Below are 16,203 nucleotides of genomic sequence, written 5' to 3'. Positions count from 1 at the left end.
GTTTATCTATATCGTAAGTAAGGTGGCATTAAGGTGAATACAGTTGAAATTAATACATGGCCATTTAATGAAAAAAGCTTAAAAAGTATCAATAACACAGAGAGCTATTTAAATTATCCAGTCATTTATCTTTTAAAGGATCAAAAAGAGGCTTATATTGGGGAAACAGTAGCGTTCAAAAATCGAATGCGTGCACATTTAAAAACAAAGGAACGTCAGAAATTAGATGAGATGCATTTAATCTATCATGAGGAGTTTAATCGTTCTGCTACGTTTCATTTAGAGACGAAGCTTATTAATTATTTTCTAGGAGACCAAAAATATAAGCTACAAAATAAGAGCCAAACGGTAAATAATATTTCACATAATTACTACAATAAAAAGTTTTATGACCGTGATATTTTTAAAGGAATTTGGGAACGTCTAGTAGATCAAGGGATTGTTAATAATGAACAGCATGTAATTGAAAACCGTGATGTTTTTAAGCTTTCACCTTTTAAGGAGTTGTCAGTAGAACAATTAGAGTTAAAGGAAAAAGTTATTGAAATTTGCGAGCAAAACATTTCTCGTTCAGAAGAAGATAAATCATTTTTATTCTTGATTCAAGGTGAAGCGGGGACAGGTAAAAGTGTGGTGTTAAGTTCTATATTTAATTCTATACAGGAACTGTCTTCAGATGTTACATCACATTTATGTGGTTCAGAAAATTATTTGGTTGTTAATCATGATGAAATGCTCAAAACATATAAAACTATAGCTTCTAAATTAAAATTTTTAAAAGCTAAAAATTTTGATAGACCTACACCTTTAATTAATCGTCTAAAAAAATCAGGCGAAAAGGCTGACATTATTTTAGTGGATGAAGGACATTTATTGTTAACTAGGCCAGACACATATAATAATTTTACAGACAATAATCAGCTTGAAGAGCTTATGAAGTTGGCGAAAATCGTTGTAGTTGTTTATGATGAAAGCCAAGTATTGAAACTTAAAAGCTTTTGGAAGGAAGCTACTTTGGAAGCTTTATTGCATCAAAGTGATTATGAGAAATACGAACTAAAAAATCAATTCCGTATGAGAGCAAACGAAGAGGTAATTGAATGGATTGACCATTTTAAAAATAAAAAGATTTCTCCTATTCCTAACGATAAAGAGTATGAGCTGACGATATTTGATTCTTTACAAAAAATGCATAAAGCGATTATTGAAAAGAATAATGATGGTGGTTTGAGTCGAGTTGTTTCAACATTTGATTATTTACATAAGAAAGACGGCGGTATTTATTATATAACGGAAGATAAGGGCAATTATAAAATTCCATGGAACATAACAGATGGGAAATACACCTGGGCAGAAAAGGGCTCCACTATAGAAGAAGCAGGCTCCATTTATACAATTCAGGGCTTCGATTTAAACTATGTGGGTGTAATCCTAGGACCATCTATAACATACGACAAGCAATCCGATTGTTTAGTTATAAAACCTGAGAATTACAAAGATGTAGGTGCATTTGCAGGAATTGAAGGTATAGAAAATGTTAAACAAGCAAAAGAAAAGATTATTCTAAATTCCATGAATGTGCTTATGAAACGGGGAATTGAAGGATTATATATTTATGCTAGTGATGAAGTACTAAGAGAAAAATTATTAGAACTTCAATCTGAAAGCATGAAAAAGTAATCATATATTTTACTAAGACAAATTTAAGTAGCTCAATAGGTATGGTAGAGGAACCATACGCTATTGAGCTTTATATAATCAGTTACTATTTTCTAGTTATTAGCCTATCACACAAAATCCCACGGAAAAGGTGTAGCCTTTTCCGTGGGATTTCTTTTTTGATGAAAAAAATATTAAAATGACTCCCTATCCCCGATAAACACTCTCACATGTATCCGGCGCTGGTTCATAGAAGCAATGATTTTTAAATTGACCAGTAAAAGGTTGACCGTACCAGGTTGGAGGACATGGTGCGTATGGATTGAAGTACCAAAGTGCGAATTTCGCTGGATGTTCTCTCCAATAATCCAGTGTCAGTTTGGCTAATCTTTTTTCATTAGGTCGTGCTCTTTGGTAAAACATATTCCCTTTTTGAACCGCTTCAAAAGAATAATTTCCTCCTTGTACCTGATAAATAACATCATTAATGGTTCTTAAATCTTTAAAGTCTGGACATTCTGCTACAAGACGATTCACAATGACATTGCCAACATATAGCATTCCTTGATTTCCTTCGCCTTCCGCTTCCGCTCTCATCATCCTTGCCACCAAGCCAATGTCAGAATCTATATATTTTACTCTTGGCATTTTTTCACCTCCACCATATAGTATGAAAATAAGCCTTCATTATTGTCATTTGAAAATCTAAATGGTACGACAACCAAAAAACACACCATCTGTGCTGTTGATAAAACGGCAAGATGGCGTGTTTACTTTGTAGTAATCAATTATGCCTTGGCATAATTGCGTCCGGAATCGGCTTTGTGCTAGCACAAAGAACTCTTTTCCGATTTCCGTGACATCCCGCCGGAGGCTTTGGGCCAACATGATGTTGGTCACTCAGTCGTTGCCACAGGACGTGGTGTTTTTAGACTGAGTTCCTATATTGCAGCGAATGACCTCCGATGAAAGAAGTTAAAAATTCTTTTTAAAGTACGGTGTTTTTTTCATCACGATACATACTGGAATCGCGATAATTAAACCGACAACGTTTTGGATGATGTCTCCTGGAATGGATGCCATCGGGGCAACCCAGCTTTTGAACATAATCGCTTGCCCGATATAGTAAACTCCAATCATAACGGGCATAGCAACAACTGCTGCTAAAATGTTTAGTCGGATATCGTCGCCTTTATGTCCATTAGACCAAGCGATTTTCCCAACGATGGCGCCTTGTAGTGCGCGGGAGATAATTGTAGTTGGCGCCCAAATTAACCAACCACCTACGATATCGAATAATCCCATTCCGATTGCTCCGGCAAGTGCTCCTTTTTTAGGACCGAATAAAATCGACGTAATTAAGAGCATGGATGTCCCTAAGTGAATAAGGCCACCTTGCCCAAATGGTAGCTTAATATTAATAAACATTGTAGCGACGAAAACAAGTGCTGCTAAAATGGACGTAATCACCAAATCAAATGTTTTTGTGCGTGGTTTTGTATAGGATCGACTTTGTATTGTTTGCATTTGCATGTCCTCACTAGGATGAATTTTTTGATAATTTTAATTTAGCAAAGGGCTGACTATCGTAAAAGTGCCAATTTGATAAAAATATTAAAGGTCAGTTTGAATTTTTATAAATATGCACATTTTCGCATCTTTCTAATTGTGATACGATGGAGAGAGTACAAGCAGGATTAGTTAGGTGGGGAGTATGATGAAAAAAGTCGCTGTAATTCAAGATATGTCATCCTTTGGGAAGTGTTCGTTAACGGCCGCGATGCCTGTGCTGTCAGTGATGGGTGTTCAGGCGGTGCCACTACCAACTGCGATTTTAACTGCTCAAACAGGGTATCCGAGTTTTTACTGCGAGGATTTAACGTCAAAGATGGATTACTTTGTGGATGAGTGGAGCAAGCTTGGCGCGACCTTTGATGGCATTCACACAGGCTTTGTGACAGGGAAGGAGCAAATCGATAATATTTTTCGATTTTTAAATGTGTTCCACGCAAGTGAAACGAAGCTGCTTGTCGATCCGGTCATGGGCGATTTGGGCGAGGTGTATAAAATGTATACGGGCGAGTTGCTTGATCGTATGAAAGCGCTAGCGAAGTGTGCAGACATTATTACGCCTAATGTTACAGAATGTTGCTTGCTTACGGGATTGTCATACGAGAAGTTACAAAGTTATCAAGCTGATGCAGATTATCTTCAGACGTTAGAGGAAGCGGGCAAGCAGCTACAGCAGACGACAGGGGCAAATGTCATTATTACCGGTTTGAATCCGCCGCCAGCAGATACGAACAAGCGCTATGTAGGCAATATGTATGTCGATGCAGAACGTTCATTTTCTAGCATCCGGGAATACAACGGTGAGAGCTATTCAGGCACAGGTGACTTGTTTGCATCAGTCATTATGGGTGGCATGATGCGCGGTCAGGATTTAGTTGAATCGATGAAGCTTGCTGAGACGTTTTTAGCCGCTTCAATTGAAGCTACGTCAAAGGAGCAAATTCCACGCGAAGCAGGCGTGAATTTCGAAAAATTTTTACGAATGCTCCTTTAGATATCTTTTTAATACGTTAATTGGTGGTACAGCTATACTTCACGTCTTCTACTTAACGGGGGATGGATTTTTTGTGAAAAGGAAATAATTCAATTATGCCTCCGCATAATTGCGTCCGGAATCGACTTTGTGCTTAGGCCTGCACGAGGGCCGACACGATGTCGGACATTTCGGTAATGCCACAGGACGTGGCGTTTTTACCGATGCAGGTCAGTTAGCCGTTATCGTGGATGCGATGATCTTAGGCTAACATCCTCTAAGAACTCCATTCTGATTCCGTGACATCCGCCGGAGGCTTTAACTTCTTTCAGCGGGTGTCCAAACACCTGCTGAAAGAAGTTAAAATCATGAATTGGGGAGGTGTATAATGAATTCAATTAGATATTACGTAGTGCAAGTAAATGATCTCTATTACCAGGGCGAAATAGACCTTCAATCATTCACAGATGATGAAGAACAGGCCTTTGCGTTTACGGATATTGTGGCAGCAAACGAACTGGCTCATGAGATAAATGGAATCGTCCTGACAAGAGACGTCAGTTATAAGGAGCTAGAAGATCTTTCAGCACAATATCTGATTGAGTACGAAGCATTGCCAAAAGAAGAGCGTGACTCTATAGAATCATTTTGTAGGGAGCTCAGTATAGGAATGTTTGAATAAAAGTCGAATCGAATCTTTTCGGTTCTTTTTTTATGTAGTTTTCGACTGGACCTCAGCATGCTATCTCTCTAAATCTAGAAAATGGTAAACAGCCCGTAGCCATGATTGATGGTTACGGGCATTCTTCCTCAAAGATAAAAGAAGAAACTAACTTTTTAAAAGGCTTTGCTAAACGCTTTATTTAGACATGTTGAACATACATATTTTTAAAAACTACATGAAGAATTATGATCCGTCCCAAAGTATATATGAAAATGCTTACTACAATTTGGATTAAAAAGAGTATGACAATGTTTACAGTTTGTGCTATTCATATATTCATGAATCGTTAATTCCTTTTTGCAGACGCCACAAAATATTGCCTTTTCATCAAAATCCTCTTTATTCCAAGGCTGAATGTTATGATTTGAATTTTCCTCATGACATTTATAGCAAGGGTAATACTCTCCACAACATTTGAATTTTATTGAAATAGTATCTTGCTTATTAGAATAGTGTTTACATCTTCCTTGATCATCAATAACATTTCCAAGAATAATCATAGTTTTAACCTCTTTTCTTAAATGAACTGGACATAATTTTCTTAAGTTAACACTTCGCTGGACACAATCAATCTACTATATTGCTCCGCCATCATTTTAAAATGATGCTTTTCGTGGATGGCAAGTAGCTGGATTGATTGAATAAGATTAGGGTAGTGGGCTATTGGGTCTGGAAAGACAATATGCCCGGCAATATCCTCCTCTATATTATTTATTAATTTTTGCATTGCGCTCGTTTCATTTATTAGTAATTGCTCTATCTCATCACTGTCCAGCGTAAAACGTATTTTAGAGGGAGGCACTAATATTCCTGGAGCACTCATGCCTCGTCCTTTTTTGCTTTTATACTCGTCGTAAATATCATGTATTTCAGTGGCGAATGGCTTGTTTCTCCGCATTTTCGCGTAAGGGGTAAGTAGTAATGAAAATTTTGTTACTGTTTTCAACATTTTTAGGATGAGATAAAGGTGATAGAAATGTTCACCGATCGACCATTTATCTTCTTTCTCGCGATGCCATAGTTGCTTCTGCGAGAGTGACTGAATACAAGGTAGGTAGTGAGTTCGCTGCTCTTGTAATGTATGAAAATGATGCGCCATATTGTTCGATTTCATCTTTGGAATCTCCTTTATGCTGTTATTCCTATTTTAGGAAACTTTATGATGAAAGTACATGAAACATTATTTATAATTGTCATAAAAATAAGAAATATCGGAGGAGGGGGATGGATGAATAGTAGACGTTTAACAGCTACAGATGCTAAGGCCTATCGGAAATTACGATTAGAGGGATTACAAAATAATCCAGAGGCATTTGGTTCTAGCTTTGAGGAGGAGAAGGATTCTCCAATCGAGCTGATTGCCAGCAGATTAAAATCACAAAGTTCTTATACGATAGGGGTATTTGAGCAAGAAGAATTAGTGGGCGTTGCGACGTTAGTTCAGGAAAGTATGCTTAAGCTAAAGCATAAAGCAGGTATCTATGCTGTTTATGTTGCTCCCGAAAAGCGTGGACTTGGCATTGGCAAGCAATTAATGGTCGAAGTAATTAACAAGGCAAAAGAGTTAGGGGAGGTTGAGCAGCTTAATCTAACGGTTGTGTCAACGAATACTTCAGCGAAGAGACTGTATTCCTCTTTAGGGTTTGAGGTTTTTGGAACGGAGAAGAAGGCATTAAAAATAGATCAGCAATATTTTGATGAGGATTATATGGTTTTGTTTCTTTAATGAAAAACTCCAATAGCTTTTTACCAAGCTATTTGGAGTTTTATATTCTTTATGATAAGCCCCTAATGTTGCCCGTTAGATTTTTCATTAGCTTCAAACTTAGTACTATATTAATTATCGATAATGGAAATGCTAACCAAAACCCTAAATGACCTAATCGTTCAATTTGTATGGGTGATTGATTGTAAAAATAATAATAGGTGATACTTAGAACGAGTAAAATTGACAGCACGATATTGGTCGATGCAATTTTATTGTTGCTAAACATAATTGCCTCCAATCGATCCTCTTATTGATGTATAGTATGCTTAAAAAAATATTGTGATAAAGAATTTCAGCTTCTGGTATTGATTACATTCAAGGGTGCTAACACTGTTTATTTCAATTGAATACCATTTCCAACCTGATTGTTTGAGAAGTTTCCCAATTGGAGACCATGCGACAATAAGTAATCATACGCTTACATAGGAATTAAATGTGGCTCAGAACGATTTATCATCTTTATAATAAGAGCAGCGGTACCAGCAACAAAAGGCGCTGCCATAGAGGGTCCGGTCAACTCTACATAACCACTGTTTAAATGTGTAGATAAAATATTTTCCCCAGGTAGTAACAGGCCATTAATTTTTCAATTTTTATGTGGATCACCCTCCTTTTTTGTAATTAAGAGATTTAATAACTTCAGATAACTCCATGATGACCGCTTCTAATTTATCTATTTTCCTTTCAAAGCGAATGAATAGATAGACTGTAATGGCAATAGGGAATCCAAAATTTCCTATTAGGCTAATCCAAATTGGCACATTTTCTGGTGTCATAATGTAAATCACCCTCCCTCTTACTCCAAATTAGTAATATAAGGTGACCCTCGGATTCGAACCGAGGATCAAGGTTTTGCAGACCCTTGCCTATATCACCAAAATTGAACCTGTACTATGAAAAGAGGATCTTTCAGTAATAAAAACAACCTTTCAGTAAAAACATATTATTTCGCCTTGGTTTCAATTCTTATGTTTTAGTTCTCTTATAGAAAAAGGAAGTCTCTAAGATGAAGTATGATATAACGGTATATTCAAGCGATGGATGTTAATATTGTGTTAGGTTGAAGGAATCGTTAGAGGAAAATAATATTACTTATATTAATAAGGATATTAATGAAGAGCATGTATTAAAGGAGTTTAAGGAATTTAATAGTAGCGCTATCCCATTTACTTTATTAGTAGCTGATAATAAAGTAGAGAGAATAATTGGTTATCAGCCAGAAAAAATAAAAGCTATATTAGATAGTTGAATGAGTTGGATACAATCACCTTTTTTGTATAAAAGGTGGTTTTTTTTATTCTTTTTAAGAACATTTGTTCTTGTTTTGGTTTATAATATAGATACAACATTCACTTTAAATAGAAAGAAGGCAGATATATTGGAGGGATATTAAATGGAGAAACAAAAAATAGAGGAATTCTTCTATAGAAATAATGAGCAGGTTAACAATCCAATCATAAAAAGCTTTTTGTCGGATTCCAATAATCTTTATTTGGTGCAAAAGGCGATCTTATATCCAACCGATCATAATAAGAAACTTGTCGATGAATCTTTCCAATCGCACTATATAAATGTTAGGAAGATCAAATATGTCAGCAATTTAATTTATTTCTTTAGCTTAGATTTTGATAAAAAAAGGAGAAGGCTGCAAAATCGTGCTTTATTAATTTTAGATAAAGGCTTATCAGAAGAAGGTGGCACGGCCGCGAAAGAGCTAATAGAAGATGTAAGCGTTGGAACCAAACTGGATCATATAGTTGATGGAGGATTATTAGACAATATTGAAGATGAACAGCTATTAAAGTCTTTGCAAAAATTAACGGTTAAACAGCTTCAAATATTAGAGATGATTTATGTTAAAGAGCTTTCTATAAAAGAAATAGCTCATACATTACAAACTACACCTCAGAATATATCAAACCTTCATCGGAAGGCTTTAAATAAACTGAAAACTACACTCAACAAAAAGGGGGAATAATAAATGGTGATATTTGAAAATAGATACAATGAAGAGACGCTAACGATTATAGAGAATTTTATACCGAAAATAAAACAATGTTTACACAATACAGACTTTCAGGAAAGAGAAGACTTGGAACAAGAAATTAAATTGAAAATTATAGAAAAGCTTGCAACAGTAGAATTTCAGGAAGCACCTAGTTTTTGGGATTTTTTCTCGTGAACTTTATACTCGGTTGTTTCGAGTGGCGACCCGGCAACCTAAATTCCGACACCTTGAAAAAAACGATGCACATAGCAAAGATACTATGTACATCGTATATTAATGGATTAGCCTTTTAGGAAATCAGGCTTTTCGAAGTTTGGGTTTGGATATTTATAGAAGCCCTCGCCTGATGCTCGGCCTAGTTTGCCTTTTTCGATATACTTTGTTTTTAAAAGGTTCGCTAATTTATTCAAGCTTTCATCATTAGTAGCAGCGGCTTTCGCTTCTACAATGTTGTACGCAGTATTAATACCGATAATGTCAAGGATCGCGAATGGACCTAGTGGTGCTCCTGTTGCAATCATCCATGTTTTGTCGATTGTTTCTGGGTCTGCTATTTCTTTAACTAATAGTGATTCAGCAGCATCTAAAAATGGAACTAGTAATGAATTCAAAATATAGCCTGGTTGTTCTTTATATAACGGTAGTGGAACCATGCCGATTGCAAGCGCAAATTTTACGACTTCATCGAATACGTTCATATCAGTGCCTGGGTGTTTCATAATTTCGGCTGTGTTGTTTTTCCAAATTGTATTTGCAAAGTGAAGCGCTAAAAATTTCTCTGGGCGACCAGTTGCTTCTGCAAATTGGCTTGGTAATAAAGTTGAAGAGTTTGTTGCGAAAATTGTTTTAGCAGGGGCAACTTTACCAAGATTTGTGTAAAACTCTGTTTTGATTTTGATAACTTCTGGAATCGCTTCAATAACAAGATCAGCATTTGCAACGGCTTCCGATAAATCACTTTTAAATGATAAGCGTGCATAAGCAGCATCTACTTCTTCTTGAGTTGCTCCTAGATCTTTTTGGTATAACGGTTTTAATTTTGTAATACGATCTTGTGCATTTTTTAATGCTTCATCATTAATATCGTATACTGTTACATTAAATCCTTTAAAAGCTGTTTGATAAGCAATTTGACTACCTAGAACACCGCTACCTGCAACCATAATATTTTGGTAATTCATCCTAAATTCCTCCTTTGTTATTTTTTTCCTTATTACAACTCCATACTACTCCTTTCAATTTTGAAAAATCAAATAATTGCCTCAGTTAGTATAATGATAAAAAGAATGCTACACTGAATTAATTTTCCCGAAAGTATAAAAAAATGCAGCTCAAGAGAGTTGCATTTTTTCATTTACCTTTTAAATTACAACTAAATGGGACTGAATTTGTAGTAAGCATTTCGAATAGTGTATCTGATGTATGATGCAGGACTTTGTACCTGTGTAATAAAAAATATAGTTGGTACTTTTCTCCGTAAATCAAATAAAAATCTAAACTATATTTATTATAAGATATTTATTGTAAATGAGAGATAATGATACTTTTCGTTGGGTTTATTGAAAAAACTACCTATTTTATTTTCTGAGTTTACAGGAAGTATTAGTATTTTTTTATGGTTTGACAAATAGGACTTTCTTATAATTTTGAATAACTTACATATTTTTATAGATTTTCTAACGGTTGTTTTAGTAAACTGAATTTATGAATTGAAAGGGGTAAGAATAATGAAAAAGACACTTTTAGCTGGCGCACTTAGTATTGCATGTTTTACAGGAGGGTTTGGGTTACAAGCAAATGCACAAGAAAATGTAGATATTGCTAGTATTATCCATCCGAAACAGGCAGTCGCAGCGACTAATCAAGTAAAGGTAATGACCTACCAAGATGTTTACAAAACGTTTTTACTTGCTAAGTTAGCATATGAAGATAAAGATATGACATTAGTAACAACAAAAGATAGTCTTACAGTAAAGCTATCCTTACAAGCACTAATGCAATCTTCTGAAATGAGTGCACAGGAACAAAAAGAATTTAAAGAGCTTTTCGGTGATTCTGTTCAAATGAAATTTATTCCATCTGGAAATTCATTCAAAGCAGAAGTTTTTTCTGAAGGAAAATGGCAAGCTTTAGGTAATGAAGATATGAATGATTTTATAGCATCAATTAGCGAAGAAAATTTAGACTTAAAACCAGGTGGTTATTTTACTGATACTATCGGGCATTGGGCTGAGAGCTACATCCAATTACTTTTCCAAGCTGACATTATTAAAGGTACATCTGCTACAACATTTAATCCAAATGGCCAAGTAACACGCGGACAGTTAACTTCTATGATTTTCCGTGCTTCTGGATTAGATGTGAATGAAGATTATGAAGGTCCTGCTACATATAAGGATTTAGCTAAATTCCCAGGCGCAAAAGAAGTAGCGATTTTAGAGGAGTATGGCTTAATCGGTATTTTTGATGGTGTTAATTTTGAACCATATAAACCTGTTACACGTGAGGAAATGGCATATGTAACAGCAAGATACTTAGAATCAATGGAAGTTGATGTAAGTAAAGTAAGCAAAAACAATCCATTTACAGACAAAAACCAAATGCGCAAGGAAACGGTTGAATCAATAGGATTATTAAAGCAATTAGGTATTATTGATGGAGCAAACGGTCAATTTAATCCAAAAGGTAATCTTACACGTGCACAATTCTCGAAAATCTTAACACTAACATTAATGTTAGTTGGTGAAGAAGAGTAATTAAAAAGAAGCAATCCACAATATTAGGTGGATTGCTTTTTTATTCTACCATTATATGAAATAAGTGACTTAATAAATAGCCTAATAAAATAAATGCTACAAAGGATTTTCGTGTGACTGACCGAAAATGGTGCAAAATAAATTCCGAAATACTTGCGGTTGCGATTAATCCAATCGATATGCCCATTAGAACTCCTTGTGCCTTATTAGATAACACCCAATATTGGCCTATCTGTATAAAAATACTAAAGAAAATCGAAAATGCGATAAAATAGATAAGAAGCCTCCATAGCCTTTCTCCTTGTGAAAGTAATGCTGTTGAAAGTGCAAAGCCTTCGGGAAGATGATGTAGAATAATAGAAGCTGTAATTGTAATACTTAATGCGGCGTTTCCTAATAACTGTCCGACAGTAAGACTCATCGGAATAGTGTGGATAATTATAGCGATTGCAAGTAACGATACAGAGGGATTTTGTGTATGAGAATTGTGAAATATACTATTAAGTATTTGAAATATTAAATAGCCTATCAAAATGCCGAGTAAAAGGCCAAATGATTTGTATAGTTGAAAAGAAGAAGGAATGACGTCTAGAACAAGTAAGCCAACTAAAAATCCTCCACATAATAATGATAATCCATGGGTTGTATGTTTGAATAGCTTAGAGAATACCCAAGCAAGGGCTCCTCCGATGCTAGCACTAAAAAATAGAAATCCACCAAGTATCATTGCACCCAACTGCAAAACTCCCCACTCTCTATATACTTTAAGCCGTTTTAAAAAATATATGCTAAGTAGAACTGAATATGATAATCGTACGTTTCTAGAAAAAGGTCCTTTGTATTCATTATTAAAAAGGAAAAGGTTATTTTATCGATAAATCTATTTTTAGGGGTTTTATGATCGAAACCTGCGTCATTGAATCCGAATAGACATTCATCACAAATTATAGCAAGATTAAATTGACTGAATATTGGTTGAATTCTATACTTTTAAGTAGTAATACCTGATTCATTGATTTAGTAACTACTAATGAAGGTGAGGAATGTAAGTATGAAATGGGATGCGAGTTATGACGTGGTAGTTGTAGGCTCAGGAGCAGCAGGGTTAACAGCAGGTCTGACAGCAAAGCTACGGGGCATGAAATCATTAGTCATTGAAAAGACAGAGCGTTATGGTGGGGCATCTGCCTTGTCAGGTGGAGCACTATGGATTCCAAATAATCATGTGATTAAGGGTGAAGGTGTTCCTGATACACATAAACTAGCGCGTTTATACTTAGATTCAACTATAGGTGATCGTGTACCAGAGGCTTTAAAGGAAGCTTATATTACACGAGGACCAGAAATGTTAAGGTATTTCAATAATCATACTCGGCATATGCGTTTCCAATATGCGAAAGGTTATTCGGATTATTATCCTGAAAAACCAGGTGGCTTCCCTCAAGGACGGTCGATTGAGCCACTTATTTTTGATTTGAAGAAAATGGGGGCATTAGCAGATACGATGCGCCGCTCTTCATTGTCCACTAAAGGCTTTACGATGAATAGCTCTGAATTTCATAAGGTAAATATGATTAGACGCACGACAAAAGGGAAAACAACTGCGTTAAAACTAGGTTTACGATTAGTGAAATCGAAAGTAACAGGAAGTCTGCCTGTTGCATTAGGGGAAGCGCTCATTGCTCGGTTACGAATGTCACTTGCAGAAGCGAATGGAGAACTGTGGATCTCGACTGCATTTAAAGATTTTATCGTTGAAAATAATCGAGTGATTGGAATCGTAGTTGTACGTGATGGGCAGGAGATGCGGATTGAGGCGAAGCAAGGGGTAGTCCTTTCTTCAGGTGGTTTTTCTCATAATCAAGCATATCGTGAAAAATATTTGCCGGCACCAACAAACATAAAATGGACTTCTACGCCAGAGGGACAAACGGGCGATATTATTGAGCCAAGTGTGAAAATAGGGGCGACACTAGATTTAATGGATAAAGTATGGGGTGCCCCTTCCGTTATTGATCCACAAGGACAACCTTTCTTCCTTGTCGCAGATCGCGGAGTTCCTAATATGATGGTTGTGGATGGTGTTGGGAAACGATATTTGAATGAAGCGGCACCTTATCATGAATTTGTAGATAATATGCATATTCATCATCAAAAAACAAACCAGGCTATTCCTTCTTGGATAGTCATCGATGCAACAGCAAAGAGCCGTTATATTTTCACAGGATTATTCCCAGGGCAAGCTTTCCCAAAAAGTTGGTTTGATAATGGTATAGTGAAAAGTGCACAAACAATCGAAGAGCTTGCAGAGCAAATGAATGTTCCAGTGAAGAATTTAGTGGAAACAGTAGAGCGTTTCAATACCTTTGCTCGTAATGGTCGAGATGAAGATTTTCTTCGAGGAGATAGTGCTTATGATAATTATTATGGAGATCCTACTTTGAAGAATCCGAACCTAGCAGAGCTTACTAATGCTCCATTCTATGCACTTGCTTTATATCCAGGAGATATTGGGACTAAAGGTGGCTTAGTGGTGGATGAGCATGCGCGCGTTATAAAGGCAGATGGTACGGCAATTGAAGGGTTATATGCATCAGGAAATTGCTCAGCCTCTATAATGGGAGAAACCTATCCAGGGCCAGGTGCGACATTAGGCCCTTGTATGACATTAAGCTATATTGCAACAAGCCATATGGCAAAAGCCGCTAATAAGGAACAATTGACCTTGTTAAAAGTTTAACATTGTCATAATGCCTAAGTTCAGTATTTTACTGGATTTAGGTTTTTCGTGTGATCTTCATTCAATTGATTATTGAATAAAGGGTTCTATAAGTTAATAGATACGAATATAGATTCAATTAAGTGTTAAATTTGTTCATTACCAAAAATAGGGATGACATTTATCGAAATGTATGTCAACTATAAGTTTTGGTGTAGAGACTGAGCGACACTACGTAGGAATGGAGATTCCCACTTTATGGAGATGAACTGTAAAAAACTTAGAAGGGAGAGATTATGCACGTGCTATCTTATAGACTCGTAACAACGATAGAAGAGTTAGAGTTCTATAAAAGTACTTGGTCACAAATACTTGAACGTGAAAAAAATAATAATCCATTCATTGAATTTGAATGGGTTTCGACATGGTGGACGACGTTAGGTGTTCATGACAACGTAGAGATTTACATAGTCGAACATAAAGGTATGGCGATAGCCTTTTTCCCGTTTGTTCGTTGTCAACGATTAGGTGGTATACAGTATTATGTTTTTTTAGGACAAGGGTTTGCATCTTATATGGACATCATTGCAGAGAAGCAATGGAAGGAACCCGCAATAAAGTACTTACTAAAGGAACTTTCTCAGAAAGATGGTCGGTTTATAATAGCGTTAAATGGCTTGTTAGAAAGTGAACATACATCTCAAATATTAGAAAAATATGCAATAGAGCATCAAGTACCTCATACTATTTTTCGTACGGTAACGTCTTATATTGATTTTCAATCTATAAAGCTTGAGGATTTTCTTCATAAGCATAGAAAAAAGTTTAAATCGATTCAACGACGTGAAAAAAAGTTAAAGGCGCTTGGTCAAGTATCTTTTCAAGAGGTACATCCTGAAGGACTAGCTGACATGTTTGACTTGTTTGCAAGAAGATGGCGGAAGAAAATCGATACAAGTGGGTTTACAGAAGCTAAAACACGACTCTTTTTTGAGCGTTTGGCAAAGGAGAAAAGTAACGCGTTCAGAGTAGAGGTAGATAGTCTCCAGTTTGGGGGATATTGGATTGGCTTTACTATCGATATTTGCTGTAGAGATCGAAATTTTTGCCAAGCTATGGGACATGAACCTGATTTTAATATGTTCGGACCTGGTCGTATAATCGAGAGGGAAAACATGCTCAAAGCACACGCTAAGAGCTATCGTTTATATGATTTAGGCAGTGGTTATGAGCCATACAAGTTTGAGTGGTATACAGATGTTGATTTTTCAAGAAAATTTGTAATGAGTACAAACGGCAAAAGAGAGCGTATTTTACGATTGATGATGGTCTTACGAGACAAATTGAAAGGTCAATTAAAAAATAATCACCAGCTTGTGAAATTGAAGCGAAATCGATTAGGGGAGCTGTGCTATTTTTTAAAAAACGCCCGTCTAAAGGATTGGTTCCGATCTTTCGAAAAGGGGATTAATGGCATGATTGCTATTCATATGTTTGATATTTATGTTGCTAACAATGGCCAATGTCAAACTACATCCAGTTTTAATGAAGTGTTTATTCAGGATGTGATGGCATGGGAGGGGCGTGCTAATTATGTATCAAACTATCATAAAGGCTATCGGATCTTTAAAAATAGCGCGGATGAAATAGCTTATGTAAGACATGATCAACTATTTCGTGAAGAAGCGACAGGATTTACACTCAAGCTTCCATCAAATGTTTCCTACATTAAAGAAAAAAATCAACAGCTGTTCGATGTTGTTGCCAATGTGCAGAAGGAAGGAATAGCCGTCTGTACATCCGTTCATTGGTATGAAAGAAAAAGACGTAAAGAGCTAGCGCAATTAGGCTTTCGAAGGATAGAGAGAATAAAAATAATTCAATTATTTAAAAAGAAAAAGGTATACCGCCAAGAAAACAATTGGTTTAAATATCTTCAATTACAAGGGCAAAATTTTGACCATATATGGCAATTAGCAATCTTGCCTTTATTAATCTAAAAAAATCCCTAGCGTCAATGCAAC

The 16,203-nt window shown here is 36.0% G+C and carries 19 protein-coding genes; 10 read left to right on the top strand and 9 right to left on the bottom strand.

The genetic code is table 11. From position 1 onward, the window contains the following. The first annotated feature begins 33 nt into the window (after positions 1 to 33). On the top strand, positions 34 to 1,680 hold the full coding sequence (locus AC3WSO_RS20210; RefSeq protein ID WP_492533230.1) for a DUF2075 domain-containing protein: 1,647 nt from the start codon (positions 34 to 36) through the stop codon (positions 1,678 to 1,680). A 186-nt stretch (positions 1,681 to 1,866) separates the two neighbouring features. Here AC3WSO_RS20210 and AC3WSO_RS20205 read toward each other — a convergent pair whose 3' ends face one another. Further along, on the bottom strand, positions 1,867 to 2,307 hold the full coding sequence (locus tag AC3WSO_RS20205) for a cell wall hydrolase (protein ID WP_492533228.1): 441 nt from the start codon (positions 2,305 to 2,307) through the stop codon (positions 1,867 to 1,869). A 327-nt stretch (positions 2,308 to 2,634) separates the two neighbouring features. Then, on the bottom strand, positions 2,635 to 3,186 hold the full coding sequence (locus AC3WSO_RS20200; protein WP_492533226.1) for an ECF transporter S component: 552 nt from the start codon (positions 3,184 to 3,186) through the stop codon (positions 2,635 to 2,637). Positions 3,187 to 3,376: 190 nt separating this feature from the next. Between AC3WSO_RS20200 and AC3WSO_RS20195 the strand changes: the two genes are divergently transcribed. Both AC3WSO_RS20195 and AC3WSO_RS20190 read left to right on the top strand, forming a co-directional pair. Further along, positions 3,377 to 4,225 carry a pyridoxamine kinase gene (locus AC3WSO_RS20195; RefSeq protein WP_492533224.1) on the top strand — a complete coding sequence of 283 codons (849 nt, stop codon included), beginning with the start codon at positions 3,377 to 3,379 and terminating at the stop codon, positions 4,223 to 4,225. A 367-nt stretch (positions 4,226 to 4,592) separates the two neighbouring features. Beyond that, positions 4,593 to 4,886, top strand: coding sequence for a hypothetical protein (locus AC3WSO_RS20190; RefSeq protein ID WP_492533223.1), 294 nt, complete (start codon positions 4,593 to 4,595; stop codon positions 4,884 to 4,886). Between the two features lie 206 nt (positions 4,887 to 5,092). On the opposite strand, the gene AC3WSO_RS20185 is transcribed toward AC3WSO_RS20190, so the two are convergent. After that, positions 5,093 to 5,428 carry a CHY zinc finger protein gene (locus tag AC3WSO_RS20185; RefSeq protein WP_492533222.1) on the bottom strand — a complete coding sequence of 112 codons (336 nt, stop codon included), beginning with the start codon at positions 5,426 to 5,428 and terminating at the stop codon, positions 5,093 to 5,095. A gap of 41 nt (positions 5,429 to 5,469) precedes the next feature. After that, a complete protein-coding gene (locus AC3WSO_RS20180) occupies positions 5,470 to 6,042 on the bottom strand; it encodes a DinB family protein (RefSeq protein ID WP_492533221.1) in 573 nt (190 codons plus the stop codon). Positions 6,043 to 6,156: 114 nt separating this feature from the next. Between AC3WSO_RS20180 and AC3WSO_RS20175 the strand changes: the two genes are divergently transcribed. Then, positions 6,157 to 6,654: a GNAT family N-acetyltransferase gene (locus AC3WSO_RS20175; RefSeq protein ID WP_492533220.1), complete on the top strand. Its 498-nt coding sequence runs from the start codon at positions 6,157 to 6,159 to the stop codon at positions 6,652 to 6,654. A gap of 49 nt (positions 6,655 to 6,703) precedes the next feature. Here AC3WSO_RS20175 and AC3WSO_RS20170 read toward each other — a convergent pair whose 3' ends face one another. From AC3WSO_RS20170 to AC3WSO_RS20160, 3 genes are all read right to left on the bottom strand, one after another. Then, a complete protein-coding gene (locus tag AC3WSO_RS20170) occupies positions 6,704 to 6,922 on the bottom strand; it encodes a hypothetical protein (protein WP_492533218.1) in 219 nt (72 codons plus the stop codon). Positions 6,923 to 7,114: 192 nt separating this feature from the next. Further along, positions 7,115 to 7,249 (bottom strand): S8 family serine peptidase, encoded by a 135-nt coding sequence (locus AC3WSO_RS20165; RefSeq protein WP_492534430.1) that lies wholly within the window; start codon positions 7,247 to 7,249, stop codon positions 7,115 to 7,117. Between the two features lie 49 nt (positions 7,250 to 7,298). Further along, positions 7,299 to 7,472, bottom strand: coding sequence for a YvrJ family protein (locus AC3WSO_RS20160; RefSeq protein WP_016993736.1), 174 nt, complete (start codon positions 7,470 to 7,472; stop codon positions 7,299 to 7,301). 284 nt (positions 7,473 to 7,756) lie between these two features. Between AC3WSO_RS20160 and AC3WSO_RS20155 the strand changes: the two genes are divergently transcribed. The 3 genes from AC3WSO_RS20155 to AC3WSO_RS20145 all read left to right on the top strand — a co-directional run bounded on the left by AC3WSO_RS20155 (position 7,757) and on the right by AC3WSO_RS20145 (position 8,878). Further along, positions 7,757 to 7,945: a thioredoxin domain-containing protein gene (locus AC3WSO_RS20155; protein ID WP_492533217.1), complete on the top strand. Its 189-nt coding sequence runs from the start codon at positions 7,757 to 7,759 to the stop codon at positions 7,943 to 7,945. Between the two features lie 144 nt (positions 7,946 to 8,089). Next, positions 8,090 to 8,674 carry a sigma-70 family RNA polymerase sigma factor gene (locus AC3WSO_RS20150; protein WP_492533216.1) on the top strand — a complete coding sequence of 195 codons (585 nt, stop codon included), beginning with the start codon at positions 8,090 to 8,092 and terminating at the stop codon, positions 8,672 to 8,674. 3 nt (positions 8,675 to 8,677) lie between these two features. Further along, positions 8,678 to 8,878 (top strand): hypothetical protein, encoded by a 201-nt coding sequence (locus tag AC3WSO_RS20145; protein WP_492533214.1) that lies wholly within the window; start codon positions 8,678 to 8,680, stop codon positions 8,876 to 8,878. 107 nt (positions 8,879 to 8,985) lie between these two features. Here the strand turns inward: AC3WSO_RS20145 and AC3WSO_RS20140 are convergent, their stop codons facing one another. Beyond that, positions 8,986 to 9,885, bottom strand: a complete 900-nt coding sequence (locus AC3WSO_RS20140; RefSeq protein ID WP_492533213.1) for a 3-hydroxyacyl-CoA dehydrogenase — start codon at positions 9,883 to 9,885, stop codon at positions 8,986 to 8,988. A gap of 546 nt (positions 9,886 to 10,431) precedes the next feature. On the opposite strand from AC3WSO_RS20140, the gene AC3WSO_RS20135 reads away from it, so the two are divergent. After that, the gene (locus AC3WSO_RS20135; protein ID WP_492533211.1) at positions 10,432 to 11,460 is read left to right on the top strand and encodes an S-layer homology domain-containing protein; all 1,029 of its coding nucleotides are present in this window, start codon (positions 10,432 to 10,434) and stop codon (positions 11,458 to 11,460) included. 40 nt (positions 11,461 to 11,500) lie between these two features. On the opposite strand, the gene AC3WSO_RS20130 is transcribed toward AC3WSO_RS20135, so the two are convergent. Beyond that, positions 11,501 to 12,187 (bottom strand): ZIP family metal transporter, encoded by a 687-nt coding sequence (locus AC3WSO_RS20130; protein WP_492534429.1) that lies wholly within the window; start codon positions 12,185 to 12,187, stop codon positions 11,501 to 11,503. Between the two features lie 324 nt (positions 12,188 to 12,511). Between AC3WSO_RS20130 and AC3WSO_RS20125 the strand changes: the two genes are divergently transcribed. Both AC3WSO_RS20125 and AC3WSO_RS20120 read left to right on the top strand, forming a co-directional pair. Then, on the top strand, positions 12,512 to 14,200 hold the full coding sequence (locus tag AC3WSO_RS20125; protein WP_492533210.1) for an FAD-dependent oxidoreductase: 1,689 nt from the start codon (positions 12,512 to 12,514) through the stop codon (positions 14,198 to 14,200). Between the two features lie 275 nt (positions 14,201 to 14,475). Then, entirely contained in the window at positions 14,476 to 16,179 is a 1,704-nt protein-coding gene (locus tag AC3WSO_RS20120) for a GNAT family N-acetyltransferase (RefSeq protein ID WP_492533208.1), read from the top strand. Positions 16,180 to 16,203 lie beyond the last annotated feature (24 nt).

It is taken from the genome of Lysinibacillus sp. EB106-09-02-XG168, assembly GCF_058791475.1.
The sequence above is the reverse complement of the archived record's forward strand: the minus strand, read 5'-3'. Positions and strand labels throughout refer to the sequence as shown.